Source organism: Ruegeria sp. AN6 (assembly GCF_056540425.1).
On sequence record NZ_JBQFWR010000004.1, the window covers coordinates 138,273 to 158,188 of the forward strand.

The 19,916-nt window shown below is 55.3% G+C and carries 19 protein-coding genes; 9 read left to right on the forward strand and 10 right to left on the reverse strand.

From position 1 onward, the window contains the following. Positions 1-7 precede the first annotated feature (7 nt). From ACR0MQ_RS09180 to ACR0MQ_RS09190, 3 genes are all read left to right on the forward strand, one after another. A complete protein-coding gene (locus tag ACR0MQ_RS09180) occupies positions 8-787 on the forward strand; it encodes a succinate dehydrogenase iron-sulfur subunit (RefSeq protein ID WP_170771935.1) in 780 nt (259 codons plus the stop codon). Between the two features lie 136 nt (positions 788-923). Beyond that, on the forward strand, positions 924-1,064 hold the full coding sequence (locus tag ACR0MQ_RS09185) for a hypothetical protein (protein WP_170771933.1): 141 nt from the start codon (positions 924-926) through the stop codon (positions 1,062-1,064). A gap of 286 nt (positions 1,065-1,350) precedes the next feature. After that, entirely contained in the window at positions 1,351-2,214 is an 864-nt protein-coding gene (locus tag ACR0MQ_RS09190) for a DUF1989 domain-containing protein (RefSeq protein ID WP_170771931.1), read from the forward strand. A 13-nt stretch (positions 2,215-2,227) separates the two neighbouring features. Here the strand turns inward: ACR0MQ_RS09190 and deoD are convergent, their stop codons facing one another. The 3 genes from deoD to ACR0MQ_RS09205 form a co-directional block, all read right to left on the reverse strand. Then, positions 2,228-2,938, reverse strand: a complete 711-nt coding sequence (deoD, locus tag ACR0MQ_RS09195) for a purine-nucleoside phosphorylase (RefSeq protein WP_170771929.1) — start codon at positions 2,936-2,938, stop codon at positions 2,228-2,230. Positions 2,939-2,955: 17 nt separating this feature from the next. Then, positions 2,956-3,273 carry an H-NS histone family protein gene (locus tag ACR0MQ_RS09200; protein WP_170474276.1) on the reverse strand — a complete coding sequence of 106 codons (318 nt, stop codon included), beginning with the start codon at positions 3,271-3,273 and terminating at the stop codon, positions 2,956-2,958. Between the two features lie 111 nt (positions 3,274-3,384). Then, positions 3,385-5,352, reverse strand: coding sequence for a protein meaA (locus ACR0MQ_RS09205; protein WP_170771927.1), 1,968 nt, complete (start codon positions 5,350-5,352; stop codon positions 3,385-3,387). A 145-nt stretch (positions 5,353-5,497) separates the two neighbouring features. On the opposite strand from ACR0MQ_RS09205, the gene ACR0MQ_RS09210 reads away from it, so the two are divergent. From ACR0MQ_RS09210 to ACR0MQ_RS09235, 6 genes are all read left to right on the forward strand, one after another. Beyond that, on the forward strand, positions 5,498-6,880 hold the full coding sequence (locus tag ACR0MQ_RS09210; protein ID WP_480607506.1) for a 1-acyl-sn-glycerol-3-phosphate acyltransferase: 1,383 nt from the start codon (positions 5,498-5,500) through the stop codon (positions 6,878-6,880). 112 nt (positions 6,881-6,992) lie between these two features. Continuing rightward, positions 6,993-8,279 (forward strand): crotonyl-CoA carboxylase/reductase, encoded by a 1,287-nt coding sequence (gene ccrA / locus ACR0MQ_RS09215; protein WP_010442845.1) that lies wholly within the window; start codon positions 6,993-6,995, stop codon positions 8,277-8,279. Between the two features lie 367 nt (positions 8,280-8,646). Beyond that, positions 8,647-9,366, forward strand: a complete 720-nt coding sequence (locus ACR0MQ_RS09220) for a helix-turn-helix transcriptional regulator (protein WP_170544573.1) — start codon at positions 8,647-8,649, stop codon at positions 9,364-9,366. 83 nt (positions 9,367-9,449) lie between these two features. After that, on the forward strand, positions 9,450-10,088 hold the full coding sequence (locus ACR0MQ_RS09225) for an acyl-homoserine-lactone synthase (protein ID WP_480607509.1): 639 nt from the start codon (positions 9,450-9,452) through the stop codon (positions 10,086-10,088). A gap of 60 nt (positions 10,089-10,148) precedes the next feature. Then, positions 10,149-11,681 (forward strand): AAA family ATPase, encoded by a 1,533-nt coding sequence (locus ACR0MQ_RS09230; RefSeq protein WP_170771921.1) that lies wholly within the window; start codon positions 10,149-10,151, stop codon positions 11,679-11,681. Next, positions 11,678-12,406: an SDR family oxidoreductase gene (locus ACR0MQ_RS09235; protein WP_480607513.1), complete on the forward strand. Its 729-nt coding sequence runs from the start codon at positions 11,678-11,680 to the stop codon at positions 12,404-12,406. Before ACR0MQ_RS09230 ends, ACR0MQ_RS09235 begins: the two co-directional genes overlap by 4 nt. 2 nt (positions 12,407-12,408) lie before the next feature. Here ACR0MQ_RS09235 and ACR0MQ_RS09240 read toward each other — a convergent pair whose 3' ends face one another. From ACR0MQ_RS09240 to ACR0MQ_RS09270, 7 genes are all read right to left on the reverse strand, one after another. Beyond that, positions 12,409-13,173: a TIGR02186 family protein gene (locus tag ACR0MQ_RS09240; RefSeq protein ID WP_010442850.1), complete on the reverse strand. Its 765-nt coding sequence runs from the start codon at positions 13,171-13,173 to the stop codon at positions 12,409-12,411. A gap of 1 nt (position 13,174) precedes the next feature. Then, on the reverse strand, positions 13,175-14,095 hold the full coding sequence (locus ACR0MQ_RS09245; protein ID WP_480607518.1) for a sulfite exporter TauE/SafE family protein: 921 nt from the start codon (positions 14,093-14,095) through the stop codon (positions 13,175-13,177). Positions 14,096-14,186: 91 nt separating this feature from the next. Next, positions 14,187-15,110, reverse strand: coding sequence for a sulfite exporter TauE/SafE family protein (locus tag ACR0MQ_RS09250; RefSeq protein ID WP_480607520.1), 924 nt, complete (start codon positions 15,108-15,110; stop codon positions 14,187-14,189). 90 nt (positions 15,111-15,200) lie between these two features. Continuing rightward, entirely contained in the window at positions 15,201-16,169 is a 969-nt protein-coding gene (locus ACR0MQ_RS09255; RefSeq protein WP_010442853.1) for an ABC transporter permease, read from the reverse strand. Then, the gene (locus tag ACR0MQ_RS09260; protein WP_170544552.1) at positions 16,169-17,263 is read right to left on the reverse strand and encodes an ABC transporter permease; all 1,095 of its coding nucleotides are present in this window, start codon (positions 17,261-17,263) and stop codon (positions 16,169-16,171) included. Before ACR0MQ_RS09260 ends, ACR0MQ_RS09255 begins: the two co-directional genes overlap by 1 nt. A gap of 3 nt (positions 17,264-17,266) precedes the next feature. Next, positions 17,267-18,796, reverse strand: coding sequence for an ABC transporter ATP-binding protein (locus tag ACR0MQ_RS09265; RefSeq protein ID WP_170771916.1), 1,530 nt, complete (start codon positions 18,794-18,796; stop codon positions 17,267-17,269). A gap of 88 nt (positions 18,797-18,884) precedes the next feature. Continuing rightward, entirely contained in the window at positions 18,885-19,883 is a 999-nt protein-coding gene (locus ACR0MQ_RS09270; RefSeq protein ID WP_010442856.1) for a BMP family lipoprotein, read from the reverse strand. Positions 19,884-19,916 lie beyond the last annotated feature (33 nt).

Consider the following 19,916-nt stretch of genomic DNA (forward strand, 5'->3'; position numbering starts at 1 on the left):
GGAACCCATGGTACAATTGACCCTCCCCAAGAATTCCCGGATCACTACCGGCAAAACCTGGCCCAAGCCCGAGGGCGCGACCAATGTGCGCAAGTTTCAGATCTATCGCTGGAACCCGGATGATGGCCAGAACCCGCGTGTCGATACCTATTTCGTCGACATGGACACTTGCGGCCCGATGATTCTGGACGCGCTGATTAAGATCAAGAACGAGATCGACCCGACCCTGACTTTCCGCCGGTCCTGCCGCGAGGGCATCTGTGGCTCCTGCGCGATGAATATCGATGGTATCAACACGCTGGCCTGTATCTATGGCATGGATGAGATCAAGGGCGACGTGAAAATCTATCCACTGCCGCATATGCCGGTGGTCAAGGACCTGATCCCGGATCTCACGCATTTCTACGCCCAGCATGCCTCGATCATGCCGTGGCTGGAAACCAAGACCAACCGTCCAGCGAAAGAGTGGAAGCAGTCCATCGAAGACCGTAAAAAGCTGGATGGTCTCTATGAATGCGTGATGTGTGCCAGCTGTTCGACCTCCTGCCCCAGCTATTGGTGGAACGGTGATCGTTACCTTGGCCCCGCCGCGTTGCTGCACGCTTATCGCTGGATCATCGACAGCCGGGATGAGGCAACGGGTGAGCGATTGGATGAGCTGGAAGATCCGTTCAAGCTGTATCGCTGCCACACCATCATGAACTGTGCCAAGACCTGCCCCAAGGGGCTGAATCCGGCCAAGGCGATTGCTGAAATCAAGAAGATGATGATCGATCGCGCGGTCTGATCGCGCAACATACCAAAGCACTTGCCGGTTTGCGGCAAGTGCATGACGCCTCTGCAAAACTATACCATGCGTTTGCCGCTGAGCGGATTTAAGTTTCGCAAAGGGAGGAGTGATGAATCGAATAGAGGTCACTCCAATGAGCAAACAAACCCAAAAATGCGATGCAGCCGAAGCGCTCAGGTTATTGGAACAGGCTTGGGCCTATTACTCGCCCGAACCGGTCGTTCCGAACAAAAACGAAACTCCCGAACTGTTTGAGTACGCAAACGCGGCCTGACCGTCTTACACGGGCTTGAAAACTTTGGTGCAATCGGCAAAGCAGAGATATGCCTATTCTCCTGCTTCTGCTTGCCGCTGGTGTGTTCGCCTATTTCCTTTGGCGGTCCCGCACGTCTTCACTGTCGCGAGACTGCAGATGGCGGCAGCACCGAAGCGAGGGCAATTGGCGTTGTGCCTTTTGCGGCGCGGTTTCGCAATCTGATGCCGAACCGAAACAATGCCAGAAAGGGCAATGATAAAAGTTTGGGGTTTCCCGCCTGGATGAACTGAGCCAGTCTCGGCCCATGACAGAATCCCAGACCACTCCCCGACCTCCCGCTGATGCAGATGCGCGCCGCGCGATTGCACCAGTGATTTGCTACCCAAACGAAGGGCTGCCCCAACCTAGTCTTGAGCTTTATCAAAATGCCCGCGCGGGTGCTCAGAAAACAGGTGAGGTTTTGGTTCCACCGCGCGACGCACGTTGCTTTGAGGTGCCTGCCGGACATTTCTTTCGTATCACGTCTGTCGAGGGGGCTCAGGTTGGTGATCTCAACATGTGGAGCCTCACTGATCTGTCGGAACGGTTTTACTCTGGCAAGACGCGCGCGCTGCACGGTACGCACCTCACAACGGGTGAGCGAATGTGGTCGAGCTTTCCACATATGCGGCCAATGGCGACCATCATTGCCGATACGCTGGGCTGGTATGGAATCGATAAATTTGGCGGATCGGTCCATGATGTGATCGGGACGCGTTGCGACCCCTACACCGGCAATCTTCTATCCGGAACGCAGTACCATCACTGTTGTCATTCAAACCTTACACGCGCGTTGGCGGATCATTTAGGCATCTCGTTGGCCGAAGCTGAGCCCGCCGTGCATGATGTGTTGAATGTGTTCATGTGCACCGGGTTCACGCGGGACACGGGTCAATACTTCATGAAGGCGTCACCCGTGCGTCCTGGTGATTATCTTGAGTTTTTTGCCGAGATCGACTTGCTTGGAAATCTCAGCGCGTGCCCCGGCGGCGATTGCTCGTCGGAGCACTCATCGGATGCGGCGGCGTGTTATCCCTTGTTGGTGGAGATATTCGCTCCGACCGAGGGTGCCCTGGAAGGATGGAGCAGCCCTGCGCGCAACGGATATGATGGCACGCATGGGCGCTAAGCTCCGGTATTGTTCAACCGTCTGGAAACGCTGCTTGGAGCGCAATCTCAACCATCTCGCCAAAGCTGCTTTCCCGATCCGAGGAGGGCAGGGCTTCGCCGGTCAGCAAGTGGTCTGAAACTGTGAGCACCGCCAACGCCCGGCATTTGTGACGTGCAGCGAGGATATAAAGCTCGGCCGCTTCCATCTCGACCCCTAAAATGCCGTGGCGAACCATTTGTTCGTTCAGGTCTGGACGCTCGTCATAGAAGACATCGGATGAATAAATACCGCCCACATGCGTCGGTGTACCTTTGGCCTGTGCCGCTTGCGCTGCGGCCTGCAGCAATCCCCAATCGGCGCAAGGGGCGAAGTTCATCTCTTTCATGATGCCGCGCGACGGCGTGCTGAGCGTGGTCGAGGTCATCGCCAGAATGACATCACGCACATTCACGCTTTCCTGCATGCCACCACAAGAACCGATCCGGATCAGTGTTTTTGCACCATAGTCGCGGATTAGTTCATTCACATAGATTGACAGGGAAGGCATCCCCATGCCGCTGCCTTGAATCGTTACACGGTTTCCTTTCCAGGTGCCGGTGAAACCCAGCATGCCACGGACTTCATTGACCAGTTTAACGTCGTCGAGAAACGTCTCGGCCGCCCATTTTGCGCGATAGGGATCGCCGGGTAGAAGAATGGTATCGGCGATATCCCCTATTTTGGCTCCAATATGAATTGTCATTTTGGCAATACCTCAACTCAGATTTCGAGGTCAGAAATATCGATGCCTGCATTCAGAGCGTCGTGAACCCATTGCGGTTTACGACCGCGTCCTGTCCAGGTTTGTGTTGAGTCGTTAGGGTTTTGGTACTTTGGCTTGGCTTTAGAGCCTTTCGCCGGTTTTGAACCATCGCCCGACAATTCAGATAGCGAGAAGCCAAACTCGGCTGCAGCCTCTTGGGCCGCCTTCAACGCCGCTTTTCGCTCTCGCGTTTCAGCGCCTTTGAGTGCCTTTTCGACCTGATCGCGCAATTTGAGCAATTCTTTGCGAGACATTTTCTCTAGATCGATTGCCATTTATCTCTCCAATCCGGTTATTCCGTAGCAGAACGCAATAGGAATTCAATTCATCCGAATATCTCTATTCCATCCCATTGGGAATTAGAATTGGAAATTCATTTTTTGTTTTTACTCAGCCGCGATTTCCTTCGGGTCGGCCAAGGTCACAATATCACCCATGATCAAATTCAATTCGAAGTTCTTTGGCGTATAGATTTTGGCCACGCCCATGGAACGCAATTGCTCTGAATCTTCATCGGGAATAATGCCGCCTACGATGACAGGTATGTCGCTCAGACCCGCTTCGGTCAGACGCGTCATCACGTCCTTGACCAGCGGCAAGTGGCTGCCCGAAAGAATGGACAGACCAATCACATGTGCATTGGTCTCTTGGACCGCTGACACGATTTCCTCTGGCGTAAGGCGAATGCCTTCATAGCTGATATCCATTCCACAATCGCGTGCGCGGAAAGCAATCTGTTCAGCTCCGTTCGAGTGGCCGTCCAAGCCGGGCTTGCCGACAAGGAACTTCAAGCGGCGTCCAAGACGGTCGCTGACTGCATCAACGGCGGCGCGCAAATCCTCCAACCCTTCGGTTTTGTTCGAAACCGAACCGGAAACACCTGTCGGCCCACGATAGGTGCCGTATGCTTTGCGCATCTCTTCGGCCCATTCACCGGTTGTAACCCCGGCCTTGGCCGCGGCGATTGAAGGTTCCATCACATTAGCACCTGATTGCGCCGCTTCGCGTAAGGCCTGCAGCGCGGCGCTAACCGCAGCGTTGTCCCGCACTGTCCGCCAGTCATTGAGCCGCCCGATCTGTTCCTGTTCAACCGCCGGGTCGACAACCATGATGCCGCCATCTTCAGTTTGCAGGGGTGAGGCTTCACCCTCGATCCATTTATTGACCCCAACAACAACGGTCTCGTTGCGTTCAATCCGGTTCAGGCGTTCGGCGTTGGATTCGACCAGGCGGGATTTCATGTATTCGATCGACGCAACAGCGCCACCCATCGACTCGAGGTTGGCCAATTCGGCCCGCGCGCCATTCTTGAGTTCTTCGACTTTGGCATCGACTACCGGGTTGCCGTCGAACAGATCGCCATATTCCAGCAGGTCGGTTTCATAGGCGAGAATCTGTTGCATCCGCATTGACCATTGCTGATCCCAAGGGCGCGGCAGACCCAGCGCTTCATTCCAGGCGGGCAATTGAACCGCACGGGCGCGGGCGCGTTTTGACAGGGTGACCGCCAGCATTTCGATCAGAATGCGATAGACGTTGTTTTCCGGCTGCTGTTCAGTCAACCCCAGCGAGTTCACCTGAACGCCGTAGCGAAAGCGGCGGAACTTGGGGTCTTCGACACCATAGCGTCGCTGCAGAATCTCATCCCAAAGATCCACAAATGCGCGCATTTTGCACATTTCGGTGACAAACCGGATGCCCGCATTCACAAAAAACGAAATCCGTCCGCAGAGTGCGGGGAAGTCTTCCGCCGGCACGCGCGGACGCAGCTCGTCCAGAACCGCGATGGCGGTGGCCAGCGCATAGGCCAGCTCTTGCTCGGGTGTCGCGCCTGCCTCTTGCAAATGGTAGGAACACACGTTCATCGGGTTCCATTTGGGCACGTTTTCGTAGCAATACTCGGCCACGTCCGCGATCATCTTCAGGGATGGCTTGGGCGGGCATACATAGGTGCCGCGGCTCAAATATTCCTTGATCAGATCGTTCTGGACTGTGCCCTGCAGTTTAGAGACATCAGCACCCTGTTCCTCGGCCACCGCGATATAAAGCGCCAAAAGCCATGGGGCTGTGGCGTTGATCGTCATCGAGGTGTTCATCTGTTCCAGCGGGATTTGATCGAACAGATTCCGCATATCCCCCAGATGGCAGATCGGCACACCGACCTTACCAACCTCTCCACGCGCCAACGTATGGTCGCTGTCGTATCCGGTTTGGGTTGGCAGATCGAAAGCCACAGATAGTCCGGTCTGGCCTTTAGCCAGGTTTGCACGATAAAGCGCGTTTGACGCTTTGGCCGTCGAGTGACCGGCATAGGTACGGATGAGCCAGGGGCGGTCTTTCTGCAACTGCGTCATGGGTCGGGCCTCGCGGATCGGTGGGTAACAAAATTACGTTCTATAGGCATAAATCGCAATTTTCAGTATATGTCAATTCGCTGCGTTGCGGCATCGCAAGTTTCTTCAGATTGTGGGTGTTTGCGATTGATGGCACTGTGCCCAAATGATGCAGACTGTGGAAATACCGATTTGGTTGTTTGTACTGATTGTGCTGTTTGCCACGGTCACCTTTGCCTCGCATTTCTTATTTCCTTCAGTGCGGTGGTTTTTCCGCCGCCGCCTTGAACGTGCTGTTGCGCGGCTGAACAAACGCCTGCAGCGTCCGATCCAGCCGTTCAAACTGGCCGGGCGCCATGATATGATTCAGAGGCTTATCTATGACCCTCAAGTCAGCAAGGCCGTACAGAAGCATGCCAAAGAGGAGGGTGTGCCCGATGCCGTCGCCTCGGAACAGGCCCAACGCTATGCACGAGAGATCGCCCCGTCTTTTTCAACAGTTGCGTATTTCAGCATAGCCATTCGATTTGCGCGAATGCTCAGCAACGCGTTCTACAAGGTCCAGTTGGGGTATGAGGACAAGACGGCCCTAGACAATATCGATCCCGAAGCGACAGTCGTTTACGTCATGAACCACCGCAGCAATATGGACTATGTGCTTGTTACCTATCTGGCGGCGGATCATTCGACACTTTCCTACGCTGTGGGCGAATGGGCCCGTGTTTGGCCGCTGAGTCGTTTGATACGTGCAATGGGGGCCTACTTCATTCGACGTAAATCGGGCAGCGATTTGTATCGTCAGGTGCTGGCAAGCTATGTGCGTCACGCGACCGAAGCGGGTGTTACACAGGCCATGTTCCCAGAGGGCGGGTTGAGCCTGACAGGTAAACTGGGCCGCCCTAAGCTGGGTTTGCTCAAATACATCATCGATGGCGTGGATCCGAAGGGGCGGGATGTTGTATTCGTACCCGTCGCCCTGAATTACGATCGCGTTTTGGAAGATACAGTCCTGACGGCTGCGGCGCAGGACAGTGAACGCCGGTTTCGTGCACGTATTGGGGTCATCACGCGCTGGACACTAAAGCAAATCTGGCGGCGTCTTGTTGGGCGTTACAAAAAGTTTGGGATTGCATCAGTCCAATATGCAACGCCGATATCCTTAAAGGAATTTCGCGCTTCGCATGAGCGGGATTTGACGACTGATTTGGCGCGCGAGCTCATGCGTAGAATCGGCGCTGCGATACCCTTTGTGCCGGTCCCCGCAGCTTGTCGGCTGCTGCAGGAAGAAGGGCAGATGTCAGAAGAGGACCTGAAATCTCGATTGCTGGAAATGGGTGGTAAAGCCGTCGCCAACGGCGAAGGTGAGGCAATTGATGATGCGATCAACCAATTAGTTGAGCGCCGGATATTGCGGCGAGAAAGTGGAGTGCTGCGCCCTTCAGGCGAGCGGGGCGAGTTGCTTGCATATTATGCGGCTGCGTCCGAGCCTGTTGATCGCGTAGGACATGATGCAGCTGCAGAAAGTAATTCTGCGACCGCTGGGTCATAAAATTACAAAAATACATCAAAAACGGTTGCAATATTACTTAGGGATCAATATTCCATCTGAGGAAAGCCGCGATTCTGCGGCGCGGCAATAGATAAGAACAAAGGAGGCCAACATGGCTTTGGATGTCGATAGCGGTATCGCGTCGTATGAGGCACCGGAAAAGGACCTCTATGAAATGGGTGAAATCCCTCCGATGGGGTATGTACCCAAGCAAATGTATGCTTGGGCCATCCGGAAAGAGCGTCATGGCGAGCCAGACACGGCAATGCAGCTCGAGGTGGTTGATGTACCCAAGCTGGACAGTCACGAAGTTCTGGTCCTCGTGATGGCAGCCGGTGTGAATTATAACGGTGTCTGGGCCTCGTTGGGCAAGCCCATCAGCCCGTTTGACGGACACAAAGCCCCTTACCATATTGCGGGCTCGGATGCTTCGGGCATCGTCTGGGCCGTGGGTGAGAAGGTCACACGCTGGAAGGTCGGCGACGAAGTGGTCATTCATTGCAACCAGGATGATGGTGATGATGAGCACTGTAACGGCGGCGATCCGATGTACTCGGACAGCCAGCGTATCTGGGGATATGAGACACCAGATGGGTCATTCGCGCAGTTTACAAATGTACAGGCACAGCAGCTGATGCCGCGCCCCAAGCACCTGACTTGGGAAGAAAGCGCCTGCTACACTTTGACCCTGGCAACGGCTTATCGGATGCTGTTCGGTCACGAACCGCATGACTTGAAACCTGGCCAGAACGTACTGGTCTGGGGCGCGTCGGGCGGTCTGGGCTCTTACGCAATCCAGCTGATCAATACGGCGGGAGCTAACGCGATCGGCGTGATCTCGGACGAAAGCAAACGTGACTTTGTTATGGGGCTGGGTGCCAAAGGCGTTCTGAACCGCAAGGACTTCAACTGCTGGGGCCAGTTGCCCACGGTCAATACGCCTGAATATGCCGAATGGTTCAAAGAGGCCCGCAAGTTCGGCAAGGCCATCTGGGATATCACCGGCAAAGGTGTGAACGTCGACATGGTGTTCGAGCATCCGGGTGAAAGCACATTCCCGGTATCGACCTTTGTGGTGAAAAAAGGCGGCATGGTCGTGATTTGTGCCGGGACCACTGGCTATAATCTGACCTTCGACGTGCGCTATATGTGGATGCATCAGAAACGTTTGCAGGGCTCGCACTTCGCCCATCTAAAGCAAGCTGCCGCAGCGAATAAGCTGATGGTAGAACGCCGATTGGATCCATGCATGTCCGAGGTGTTTACCTGGAAGGAGCTGCCCGAGGCGCATATGAAGATGATGCGAAATGAGCACAAGCCGGGCAATATGTCGGTATTAGTTCAGGCTCCGTATACGGGTATGCGCACCCTTGAGGAAGTATTAGCCGCCCGCGACTAACGGTCTCAGTTTTTTTGAACAGCTACATCACCCGCAAGGCATCGCATCGTCCTTGCGGGTGATTTGCGATTCCCAGTTATCAATTTTTTCAATACGTTAGAAATCCAGCCCACACTATTTCTGGGGAGTAGAAAGCAGTGAATAGGCCGAAATAGACTGCACATGTTATGGTTGTGTTAACCCTTCGTTAACTATTTCGGAGACACCCTAATGGCGCAGAATGAGTGGATATTGGACGTATTGTCGGATCTCAACGCCTTTGCGGTGGCAAATGGGTTGAGCGCACTTGCCGAGCAGCTTGATGATACAAGGCTAATCGCAGCGGCCGAGATTGCGTCCTCAAAGGATGAGGCTTGCGCGCCCGCGAATGGGAACAAAGTTCGATTTGAGTCAGATCCTCGAGGATTTGGAAAGCACCAGCACGCTTGAAGAGCTTGCGACTATACTCATCCAGCTGCGTGACACGCTGCGCATCGACCATGTAACCTATCACTGGGTCGATGGTGCCGGTGACCAATATGGGTTTACGACATATTCAGATGCCTGGGACAAGCAGTATCGCGATAAAAACTACCACCGGATTGATCCGGTTATTCTTGGTTGTTTTCAGCGCTTCCATGCGGTGGATTGGAAACAATTGAATTGGTCGGGCAAAGCCGTCAGAGCTTTCTTGGAAGACGCGCAGGATCATGGTGTTGGCAATCAGGGATACTCGATCCCATTGCGCGGACCCAGCGGGCAGTTCGCATTGTTCACCGTGAATAACACGTGCGACGATGCGGCCTGGCAGACGTTCAAAGACGCCCATGGTCGCGATCTGATCTTAGTGGCGCATTTTCTTAACCGAAAAGCACTGGAATTTGCCAAAAATCGACAACCGGAAACGACGCGCGGGCTTTCTCCTCGCGAGATAGATGCCATGACGCTGCTGGCGCTGGGTTACAGTAGGGCGCAAGTGGCGCATTCGCTTTCGATTTCGGAGCATACGCTCAGGGCCTATATCGAAAGTGCGCGTTCGAAACTCGGAGCGCAGAATACGACTCATGCAATCGCCACCGCGCTTAGCAGAGGATTAATAGTCGTTTAACCACCGTACGGTGGTCTCATCCAATATTAACCACGTGTTTGTACCTCTTTTGTTCCAGATATGGACGACAAGGGAAATACATCATGTTGCGTTATATTTATGCTGATGAGCTGCATAAATTTCCGGCATTGGCAGAAGGAATGTTCAGAGATCGCGCCGATCAGTTCAAAACCCGACTCGGTTGGGATGTAAAGGTTAACGAAAGGGGGGAAGAGCGGGATCAATACGATGACCTCAATCCGCTCTATGTGATCTGGGAAGAAGCGGATGGCAGTCACGGAGCGTCGATGCGGATATTGCCGACGACCGGTCCGGTTATGGTGAACGACGTTTTTGGCCATCTCACCGGGGGCAGCCCGATCCGAAGCCCGCTTATTTGGGAGGTCACGCGCTTTTGCCTTTCTCGAACTGCCAGCGCCCATACCGCCGGGGCTATCATGCTAAGTGGGGGCGAGGTTATGGAGGGAATTGGACTGACCCATATCGCTGGCGTTTTTGATGCCCGTATGATCCGGATTTACCGAATGATTGGGCCATCACCCGTGGTTCTGGGATCAGAAGGCAAAGGTCGTAATCAGATTTCGGTAGGCCTATGGCCTTATTCCGCAGAGGATTGCAACCGAGTCGCTGCCCGTGCTGGCATCCCGAGAGAGTTATCGCGCTTGTGGTTCAATACCGCATTTGGGAAGGGGAAGCAGCATCGGTTTGCTCTCTCTGCCTGACAGCACGGAAATCGTATTCCGCCTCTGGTGGCGCACGGCGCGTCCTTGTAGGGTCGCGCCATGTCTCTGCCTCAAGTCACCTTTTCCGATGATCAAGCCACCGCTTTCGACAACATTGCCGAGATGTTGCGCTCGGCCGGAGTTGATCTTGAGGATGACGCTCTGCTGAAACTTCCCGGAAACGGGAAATCGGGTGTCATGGCTGTGGTTGGCAAGGCGGGATCTGGTAAAACCCTTTTGCTGGCGGAACTTTACAAGGCTCTGGCCGAAACTGGAGTCAACCTGATCTCGGGTGATTTTGAAAGCCGCAAGTCCCGCGACAAACGCAGCCTTGCGATCCTTGCTCCGACGAACAAGGCAGCCAGTGTTTTAAGATTGCGTGGAGTGCCTGCAACGACAATCCACCGTATCCTTTATACACCCGTTTATGACCCGGAATATGAGCGGATTGCCGAATGGCTGGCGGGCAATGACGAACGACCCGAGATTGAAGGGTTGACCGACGAAGCGCTGGACCGGGCGGCGGCGTTTTATGCCAATAACAAATCCATTCCCGGCGCTCTGGCCGCTGCTGGTCTGCGTGGATCTGACTTTATCACTGGCTGGAAACGCCGCGATGAACCCCTCGATATTGGCTTTGTGGACGAAGCCTCGATGCTGGATGACCGGCAATTTGAAGATCTGAAAGAAATCTTCCCGACGCTGTTGCTGTTTGGTGATCCGGCGCAGTTGGCACCAGTCAATCAATCGGGCTCGATGGTTTTTGACGGGTTGCCAGAGCCGCGTAAGCAGATCTTGCATCGTGTACATAGGCAGACGGCTGATAACCCAATACTTGATCTAGCCCACGCTCTATCCGATCCCGCCATGGGCTTCGAGGATTTTGAGCGTCTGATTGAGGACACCGCCCGCAAGGATGATCGCGTTGTCTGGGGCCAGCGGGTCGAAGTTGATCTGATGGCGCGTAGTCCGGTCCTGGTCTGGCGCAACGCGACCCGCATCCGTTTGATACAGGCGTTCCGCAGCGTGCATGGTGCGCCGGAAACTGAGCTGTTGGAAGGTGAACCGCTGATCTGTGACGGCATTGAATTGCCATTGAAGCACCGCAAGAAACGGCTGGATCTTGAAGCGCGCGGGCTAATCAAAGGGGCACAGGTTATCTACCTTGGCCTTGGTCGCAAACCCGGATTTTCACGCTTACATGTTATGGGAGCTGAGGACCCGCAGGTCTCGGCTGCATCAATTGTGCAAATCGAAAAGCCTGATGAGGAAGAGCCGTTCATTCCCTTTGCCGCGCGGATGGGGGCGACGTTTCTGCACGGTGCTGCGGTGACAATTCACAAGGCGCAGGGCTCTCAATGGGACACCGTGCAGGTGTTCGCACCGGATATTTATGCCGCCGCGCGGATGGGACGGACCGAGGCGGGGCAGCCGCTTTGGAAGCGTCTTGCCTATGTGGCGATCACCCGTGCGCAGGAACGATTGATCTGGGTGGTGCGGAACAGATTGTCAAAGCCATCTCATCCCTTAAGGGTAGATGATCTGCGGGCCGTCGCGACGCCGTCGCTGATATTGGAGTCGGAAGTGACATGAAGACAATCATCGTAACTGGCGCAAGTTCGGGCATTGGTCGCGCGACCGCCGAGTTGTTTCTGGCAGAGGGTTGGACAGTTGGTCTATTGGCCCGCAGCGCCGACAAACTTGAAGCAATGGCGCAGGGCAACGACAAGGCGATCCCGTTGGTTGCTGATGTGACCGACGCAGAAGCGGTCGCTCAAGCGTTCACCAACTTTGTAAAACAAATCGGCCGTCTGGATGTCCTGTTCAACAACGCCGGCATTTTTGCGCCGGGCGGCACGATTGATGAGATCGCGCTTGAGGATTGGTACAACTCGGTCAATGTGAATCTGAACGGGATGTTCCATTGTGCGCGCGCCGCGTTTGCCACGATGCGATCGCAGAAGCCGCAGGGCGGGCGGATCATCAACAATGGATCAATCGCGGCCCATGTACCGCGCCCGAATTCGGTACACTACTCGGCAACAAAACATGCGATCACGGGCCTGACACGGAGCTTGTCGCTGGATGGGCGGGATTTTGGAATTGCCTGTGGGCAGATTGATATCGGCAACGCCCGCACGCCCATGGTGCAAGAGCTGGTCGAGAACGCCATCGCTGATGGTCGTCAGCCCGATCCGACGATGGCTGTTGGCGATGCCGCCCGGTCTGTGCTGCATATGGCCCAGCTACCGCTAGAAGCAAATGTGCAGTTCATGACTGTGATGGCGACAAAGATGCCCTATATCGGCCGCGGCTGAGCCTAGTTTTCGCGCAACAGTCGGAAAGCGGTCGATGCACCCCACCCTGCTGCAATCGCTATCGCCAGCGACATAAGCCCGTACCAGATCGGCTGTTCGCGGGACATGCTGTACAGGAACCTTTCCAGCCCGACCTTGCGTACATCAATAGATGTTTCGAAAGTTGAGACAACCATACCACCCCGCGTCAGGAAAATACGGGCGGCATAGCTACCTTCTGTAAGGTCTGACGGCATTTCGATCGAAGTTCGGAACAGAGTTTGTTCGTCAACCGCCACAGTGTCTTCACGGATGGAATACAAACCTTCATCCTCTCGGATGCGAATGACGGCTTCGGAAAAGTCCTGAGCGCCCTGAATATTCATATCGGCGCCCACCGAGCGGATGGCGCGTTCGATTGAAACCTTGTACCGCAGATCTTCGGTTTGGGTCAGTACTTCACTGAACGGAGCGCTCGTGGCTACGGCATAAAAACTAGGGGCCAGATCAACAACCAGGCTATCGGTGTTTACCCAGATGCCAAATCGCTTTTCCTTGCGCCGAACGGTTACGGGTTCGGATGGACCAGCGACAGCGACAACAACCTCAAGCGGGGGGCCTTCCGGTATGGGGGCTTCGCGTTTTACAGCTCCGAATACCAGAATCTCGGAGCCGTCGAAATTGGCCGTGATTGATACGCGATCCTGGCTTAATCCCAGAACAACTTGTTCTTCGGCGGCAAAAGCGGGCAGGCAAATCAGAGATAGAAGGACAATCAAACGCAACATCTTAGTGTCCTCCATCCGTGCCCAGCGAGTACAGCTCGGAAGGTTGTAGCAACAAATCAAGTGCCAGCTTGCCGCAGACGACAAGCACAAGCGCGGCAAGCAGAACTCGCAGCTGCTCGGCTGGCATCCGGGCCCCGATAACAGTTCCCACCTGGGCTCCGACCACGCCACCGACCAGCAGCAGAACGGCCAGCACGACGTCAACCGTATAGTTGGTCGTGGCATGCAGCATGGTGGTGAAGGCGGTTACGAAGATGATCTGAAACAGGGAAGTTCCTACAACCACCTTGGTTGGCATGCCCAAAAGGTAGATCATCGCAGGCACCATAATAAACCCGCCGCCAACCCCCATAATGGCTGACAAGACACCGACGAACAGACCAACGATCACTGGTGGAATGACCGAGATATACAGACCCGAAGTCCGGAAACGCATCTTGAACGGCATGGCGTGAACCCATCCACGCTGGCGCCGCTTCGGAGGAGGCGTACCGCCTTTTCGGGTCTTGCGTATTGCATTCAGGCTTTCGACGAACATCAGGCTGCCGATGATGCCTAGAAAGACGACGTAGCAAAGTTTGACCAGCAGGTCGACCTGACCAAGACTTTTGAGATAATTAAAGACGACGACGCCCAATGCAGCACCTGCCAACCCCCCAACCAATAGGACTGTCCCCATTCTCAGATCAACGGTTCGGCGTCTGAAATGTGCCAGAACCCCTGAGAATGAAGAGGCAACAATTTGGTTGGCTTCGGTTGCAACGGCCACGGCGGGTGGAATGCCGATAAAGAACAGCAATGGGGTCATCAGGAAACCGCCCCCAACGCCGAACATCCCCGACAAAATGCCGACCATTCCGCCCAGACCAAACAACAGGAAGGCGTTTACAGAGACTTCGGCTATGGGCAGGTAAATATGCATGATACCGTCACGTTATTACTGGCGTTACCGGGCTTGAACCGGCCCGTTCTCTTGCGGTCGGGGTGGCTTGCGGGCAGAGCTTGCAACACGGCTAAACTCCTCCGGGTTCTGAGAGAGAAAAATAGTCAGGCGGCGTCAGGAGCAGGTCAAACCCGATTTTTGCAGCAACTGCAATGACCAAAAGAGCCAACAGAATGCGTAATTGCTCGGCCTTCAAACGTGCGCCGATTTGGGTGCCCAATTGTGCGCCCACAACCCCCCCGACCAAAAGAAGAACCGCAAGAAGCACATCGACGCTGTAGTTTGTCGAGGCATGTATCATCGTCGTGAACCCAGCCACAAATATGATCTGAAACAGGGATGTGCCGATCACGACTTTTGTGGGCATACCAAGGATATAGATCATCGCGGGCACCATGATAAATCCGCCGCCAACTCCCATGATCGCTGACAGGATACCAACGCAGAACCCGACCAGTGCGGGTGGGATCACTGAAATATAAAGGCTCGAAGCACGAAAGCGCATTTTGAAGGGTAACGCGTGGACCCATGTCCGTTGCCGGCGCTTGGCGACAGGGGTACTTCCTGACTGCCTTGCGCGACGGATAGCGTTCAGGCTTTCGACAAACATCAAGCTGCCGATCACGCCTAGGAACACGACATAACAAAGCTGAACCGCCAGATCGACCTGGCCGAGATGTTTCAGAAAGTTAAAAACAACCATTCCCAAGGCCGCACCGAGCAGCCCTCCGCCAAGCAGGACGGTGCCCATCTCAAGGTCAACGGTCTTGCGTTTCAGGTGCGCCATCAGCCCAGAGAACGATGAGGCCACAACTTGATTGGCCGATGTGGCCACCGCCACAGCCGGGGGTATGCCGATGAAAAAAAGCATAGGGGTGATCAGGAACCCCCCGCCCACGCCAAACATACCGGACAAAACACCAACCAACCCGCCAATTCCAAGCAGCAGGAAAGGGTTGACCGAAACTTCGGCTATGGGGAGGTATACGTGCATACCCCCTTAGAACGGTTGCGACATACAAAATCAACTCTGTATGCCGCTCTGCAGCAAACAGGACTGAGGAGCAGTCCTGAACTGGCTCTATCAGCGTTCTTTGACGTAGGGTTCACCCCCCGCGCGTGGTGGAATGGCTTTGCCAACAAAGCCTGCAAGAATCACCACGGTCAGAATGTAGGGCAGGGCGTCCATCACCTGGACCGGGATTACGACCCCACCCAGATCGATGTTCTGGAACCGCAGCGCAATCGCCTGCAACAACCCGAACAACAGGCAAGCCCACATCGCGTGCCAAGGGCGCCACTTTGCGAAGATTAGCGCTGCCAATGCGATGAATCCGCGACCTGCTGTCATTTCTTTTACAAATCCGGCTTGCAAGGCTGTCGCCAGATATGCACCGGCAATACCGCAGAGAATGCCGCAGATGGCCACGGCGGCAAATCGCAGACCAACGACCGAGACCCCGGCTGTATCAACCGCCGCAGGATTTTCGCCTACCGCACGCAATCGCAGCCCGAACCTGGTGCGGAACAAGATCCACCAGGTGAGTGGTACGAACAGGAATGCCACATAGACGAGGATTGAATGGCCTGACAGCAGCTCGGAATATATCGGGCCGATGAATGGCACACCTTCCAGCGCTTCTGCGAAGGGGAAGTTGATCGGCTCAAACCGGCCGCCGCCAAACAGAGACGGAGTGCGTCCACCCTGTTGAAACCAGCTTTGCGCGATCAGAACCGTCATACCGGACGCGAGGAAATTGATGGCGACACCCGAGATCAGTTGATTGCCCCGAAACGTGATCGAAGCCAGTCCGTGCAATGCTGACAAAACCAGAGAGGCTCCGATCCCAGCCAGAAGCCCTAACCAGACCGAACCCGTTACTGCGGCGATAGCAGCCGAGAAGAAAGCCGCCATAAGCATCTTGCCTTCAAGCCCGATGTCGAAAATGCCGGCGCGTTCGGAATACAAACCCGCCAGACAAGCCAGCAACAGTGGCGTGGCCAGTCGAACTGTAGAATCGAGGACCTGAATGAGGGTAACGAAAAATTCCATCACTCTGCCCCCTTCCGAAAACTCAGGAAGATCTTTTCAAGCGGCATGCGCACCATATTATCGAGCGCACCGGTGAATAGGATGACCAGCGCCTGAATGACCACGATCAGTTCACGTGGGATCGACGTCCACAACGCCAATTCAGCGCCGCCCTGGTACAGAAATCCGAACAGGATCGCAGCAAGGAAAACGCCAAATGGATGGGAACGACCCATAAGAGCCACGGCGATCCCAATAAATCCGGCACCCTCGGTCGAATTGAGGACAAGTCGTTCTGCTTCACCCATGACATTGTTGATAGCCATCATGCCTGCAAGGGCACCCGAGATCAGCATTGCGATGATCGTGATGCGCACGGGTGAGATACCGGCATAGACGGCTCCCGTTTCCGAATGGCCATAGGCGCGGATTTCGTATCCCAGTCGCGTGCGCCAGATCAGGGCCCAAACCACGATGCAGGCAAGTATCGCTACGAAGAACGAAATATTCGCGGGCGCCCCCCGGAATACGATGTTTTCAGCGCTTGAGAACATCGACTGGAATGTTGGCAAGTGTACTGCCTCGGGGAACCGGGCGGTCGCCGGGTCTTGCGACCCCTGCGGGCGCATCACATTGACCAGCATGTAGTTCAGGAAGGCAGCGGCGATGAAATTGAACATGATCGTGGTGATAACGATATGGCTGCCCCGCTTGGCTTGCAGATAGGCCGGGATTGCAGCCCAAGCTGCCCCAAAGATCATCGAAGCTGCGCAGGCAGCCAACAATGCAATGGTCCAATGCGGCCATGGGACTGATAGACAGACAATGGCAACGCCCAGTCCGCCCAACATGGCCTGCCCCTCACCACCGATATTGAACAGGCGCGCATGAAAGGCGACTGCAACCGCGAGACCGGTGAAGATGAAGTTTGTCGCGTAATAGAGCGTATAACCCCAGCCATAGGTTGAACCCAAGGCCCCTGTGACCATCAGGTTGACCGCCTCGATCGGGTTTTCCCCAATGGCCAGAATAACGATTGCCGAAAGGATTGTGGCCAACAGCAGGCTGATGATCGGGATCAGCACCACATCGGCCCATTTGGGCATTTTTTCCATGGTTCAGGCGGCCTCTCCTGCAACACCGGCCATCAGTAGGCCCAGTTCTTTTTCATCCGTCTCGGCGGGCAGACGCTCGCCCATGATATGTCCGTCAAACATCACGGCGATCCGGTCGGACAGCGAGAAGATCTCTTCCAGTTCGACCGAAACCAGCAGAATCGCCTTACCCTGATCACGCAGGGCAACGATCTGTTTATGAATGAATTCGATGGCACCGATATCCACACCGCGTGTGGGTTGGCCCACCAGCAGCAGGTCCGGGTTCCGCTCAATCTCGCGCGCGACGACGATCTTCTGCTGGTTGCCACCCGAGAAGCTTTTGGCGGTCAGCCAGCCATTGGGCGGGCGTACGTCGAATTTCTCAATCTTGGCTTCGGTGTCGGCGCGCAGTGCGGCATTGTCCATGAACAGCCCGCGCTTATACGCAGGATCGCGGTGATAGCCGAAGGCCACATTCTCCCACGCGTAAAAATCCATGATCAAGCCTTCGCGCTGGCGATCCTCGGGCACATGCGCGATGTGTTGCGCGCGCCGTGCCTGACCGTCCGAGTCGGGGCCGTGCAATGGCAGAGGTTCCCCATTCAATTTGATTGATCCCTGTCCGGGACGCATCCCGCCCAGAACCTCCAGCAGTTCCGATTGCCCGTTTCCTGCAACGCCAGCAATCCCCACGATTTCACCTGCGCGAACAGTCAGGTCGATGCCTTTCACGCGCTCGACACCTGCCGAATCGGTGACGCTGAGCTTTTCGATCTCCAGAACCGGTTTGCCCGGTTGCGCGGGCACCTTGTCGACCTGGAGCAGAACTTTGCGGCCCACCATAAGTTCGGCCAGTTCCTGTGGGTTGGTCTCAGCGGTTTTGACTGTCGCGGTCATCTCACCGCGCCGCATCACCGAGACGGTATCAGTATTTTCCATGATCTCGCGCAGCTTGTGCGTGATCACGATGATCGTTTTGCCCTCGGACCGCAGCCGGTCAAGTATGCGGAACAATTGATCCGCCTCGGCGGGGGTCAGCACTCCGGTCGGCTCGTCGAGAATTAGAATTTCTGCCTTGCGATAGAGCGCTTTGAGGATCTCAACCCGCTGCTGCATGCCAACGCCAATTTCGTCGATGCGCTTATCGGGGTCCACGAACAGTTCGTATTCTTCTTCAAGCTCTTTCAGCTCTTTGCGGGCTTTCGCCAAGGATGGCGCCAGCAGTCCGCCATCCTCGGCACCCAGAACGATGTTTTCTAGTACGGTGAAGTTTTCGACCAGTTTGAAATGCTGGAAAACCATCCCGATGCCTGCTGCAATCGCAGCCTGACTATCGGGGATGTCGGTCTTGGATCCGTTGATCCAGATCTCACCTTTGTCGGCTTTGTAGAAGCCGTAGAGAATGCTCATCAGCGTGGATTTGCCCGCACCGTTTTCTCCGATGATCCCATGGATCGTTCCGGGGGCTACGCTGATGGAAATGTCTTTGTTGGCCTGAACCGGCCCAAAGGCTTTGGAAATCCCTTTGAGCTCAATGGCGGGGACGGTCATGTCTTGTCCTCAATTGCCGAAAGGACCGCGATCAGTATCGCGGCAGAGTGCATTCGGGGCGAAGTTTGACCCTTCGCCCCGTGTGTTATCAGAACTGCAGTGCCGGGCAGCTGTCGTTCTCATAGTAGCTGACAACCGAAACATTGCCGTCGATGATGTCCTGACGAGCTTTGTCAACCGCAGCTTTCATATCGTCGGAAACCAGCGGCGCGTTGTTTTCGTCCATAGCATAGCCAACGCCATCTTCGGACAGGCCCATGACGAATACGCCGGTTTCGACGTCCTCACCCGCTTTCATCGCTTCATAAACGGCGACGTCAACGCGCTTGAGCATCGAAGTCAGAACTTTACCTGGGTGCAGGTGGTTCTGGTTGCTGTCAACGCCGATCGACAGGATGCCTTCGTCTGCGGCGGTCTGCAGAACACCAACGCCAGTGCCGCCAGCTGCGGCGTAAACCACGTCAGCACCTTGGCTGATTTGTGCTTTGGTTAGCTCAGAGCCTTTTACCGGGTCGTTCCACGCTGCCGGAGTTGTACCAGTCATGTTGGCAACAACATTGATGTCGGGATTCACGGCTTTGGCACCTTGTGCGTATCCGCAACCAAAGTGGCGGATAAGTGGCACGTCCATACCGCCGATGAAGCCGACAGTGCCGGTCTTCGATGCCATCGCTGCCATCATGCCAACTAGGTATGAGCCTTCATGCTCGGCAAAGCCAACCTGACGCAGGTTCGGGGCGTCCAGCCATGTCACGTCAACTACCACAAAGGTTGTGTCAGGGTAGTCAGCTGCAACCGCGGCCAGCGGGTCAGCCATGCCAAAGCCCATGGTGATGATCGGGTTCGAGCCGGCTTCGGCGAAACGACGCAGGGCCTGTTCGCGCTGTGCTTCGGACTGCATCTCAATCTCGCGGTATGTACCGCCCGTTTCTTCGGCCCAGCGAGACGCGCCGTTATGGGCCGCTTCGTTGAATGACTTGTCGAACTTACCGCCCAGATCAAAGATCAGGGCCGGTTCTGCCAGGGCTGCGCCTGCTGTCAGTGCAACCGCAGCGGCTGCGCCCATCAAAGATTTCATAAGGGTCATTTGTTACTCCCGTTGGCTATTATCGGTCCGGGG

Excerpts from the sequence above, each read along its gene's own strand:
- deoD (WP_170771929.1), bottom strand. The coding sequence starts at position 2,938 with ATGACAATTCATATTGGAGCCAAAATAGGGGATATCGCCGATACCATT.
- ACR0MQ_RS09240 (WP_010442850.1), bottom strand. The coding sequence starts at position 13,173 with ATGTTGCGTTTGATTGTCCTTCTATCTCTGATTTGCCTGCCCGCTTTT.
- ACR0MQ_RS09245 (WP_480607518.1), bottom strand. The coding sequence starts at position 14,095 with ATGCATATTTACCTGCCCATAGCCGAAGTCTCTGTAAACGCCTTCCTG.
- ACR0MQ_RS09220 (WP_170544573.1), top strand. The coding sequence starts at position 8,647 with ATGGGAACAAAGTTCGATTTGAGTCAGATCCTCGAGGATTTGGAAAGC.
- ACR0MQ_RS09225 (WP_480607509.1), top strand. The coding sequence starts at position 9,450 with ATGTTGCGTTATATTTATGCTGATGAGCTGCATAAATTTCCGGCATTG.
- ACR0MQ_RS09185 (WP_170771933.1), top strand. The coding sequence starts at position 924 with ATGAGCAAACAAACCCAAAAATGCGATGCAGCCGAAGCGCTCAGGTTA.
- ACR0MQ_RS09230 (WP_170771921.1), top strand. The coding sequence starts at position 10,149 with ATGTCTCTGCCTCAAGTCACCTTTTCCGATGATCAAGCCACCGCTTTC.
- ACR0MQ_RS09190 (WP_170771931.1), top strand. The coding sequence starts at position 1,351 with ATGACAGAATCCCAGACCACTCCCCGACCTCCCGCTGATGCAGATGCG.
- ccrA (WP_010442845.1), top strand. The coding sequence starts at position 6,993 with ATGGCTTTGGATGTCGATAGCGGTATCGCGTCGTATGAGGCACCGGAA.
- ACR0MQ_RS09260 (WP_170544552.1), bottom strand. The coding sequence starts at position 17,263 with ATGGAAAAAATGCCCAAATGGGCCGATGTGGTGCTGATCCCGATCATC.
- ACR0MQ_RS09210 (WP_480607506.1), top strand. The coding sequence starts at position 5,498 with ATGATGCAGACTGTGGAAATACCGATTTGGTTGTTTGTACTGATTGTG.
- ACR0MQ_RS09180 (WP_170771935.1), top strand. The coding sequence starts at position 8 with ATGGTACAATTGACCCTCCCCAAGAATTCCCGGATCACTACCGGCAAA.
- ACR0MQ_RS09270 (WP_010442856.1), bottom strand. The coding sequence starts at position 19,883 with ATGACCCTTATGAAATCTTTGATGGGCGCAGCCGCTGCGGTTGCACTG.
- ACR0MQ_RS09205 (WP_170771927.1), bottom strand. The coding sequence starts at position 5,352 with ATGACGCAGTTGCAGAAAGACCGCCCCTGGCTCATCCGTACCTATGCC.
- ACR0MQ_RS09265 (WP_170771916.1), bottom strand. The coding sequence starts at position 18,796 with ATGACCGTCCCCGCCATTGAGCTCAAAGGGATTTCCAAAGCCTTTGGG.
- ACR0MQ_RS09235 (WP_480607513.1), top strand. The coding sequence starts at position 11,678 with ATGAAGACAATCATCGTAACTGGCGCAAGTTCGGGCATTGGTCGCGCG.
- ACR0MQ_RS09200 (WP_170474276.1), bottom strand. The coding sequence starts at position 3,273 with ATGGCAATCGATCTAGAGAAAATGTCTCGCAAAGAATTGCTCAAATTG.
- ACR0MQ_RS09255 (WP_010442853.1), bottom strand. The coding sequence starts at position 16,169 with ATGGAATTTTTCGTTACCCTCATTCAGGTCCTCGATTCTACAGTTCGA.
- ACR0MQ_RS09250 (WP_480607520.1), bottom strand. The coding sequence starts at position 15,110 with ATGCACGTATACCTCCCCATAGCCGAAGTTTCGGTCAACCCTTTCCTG.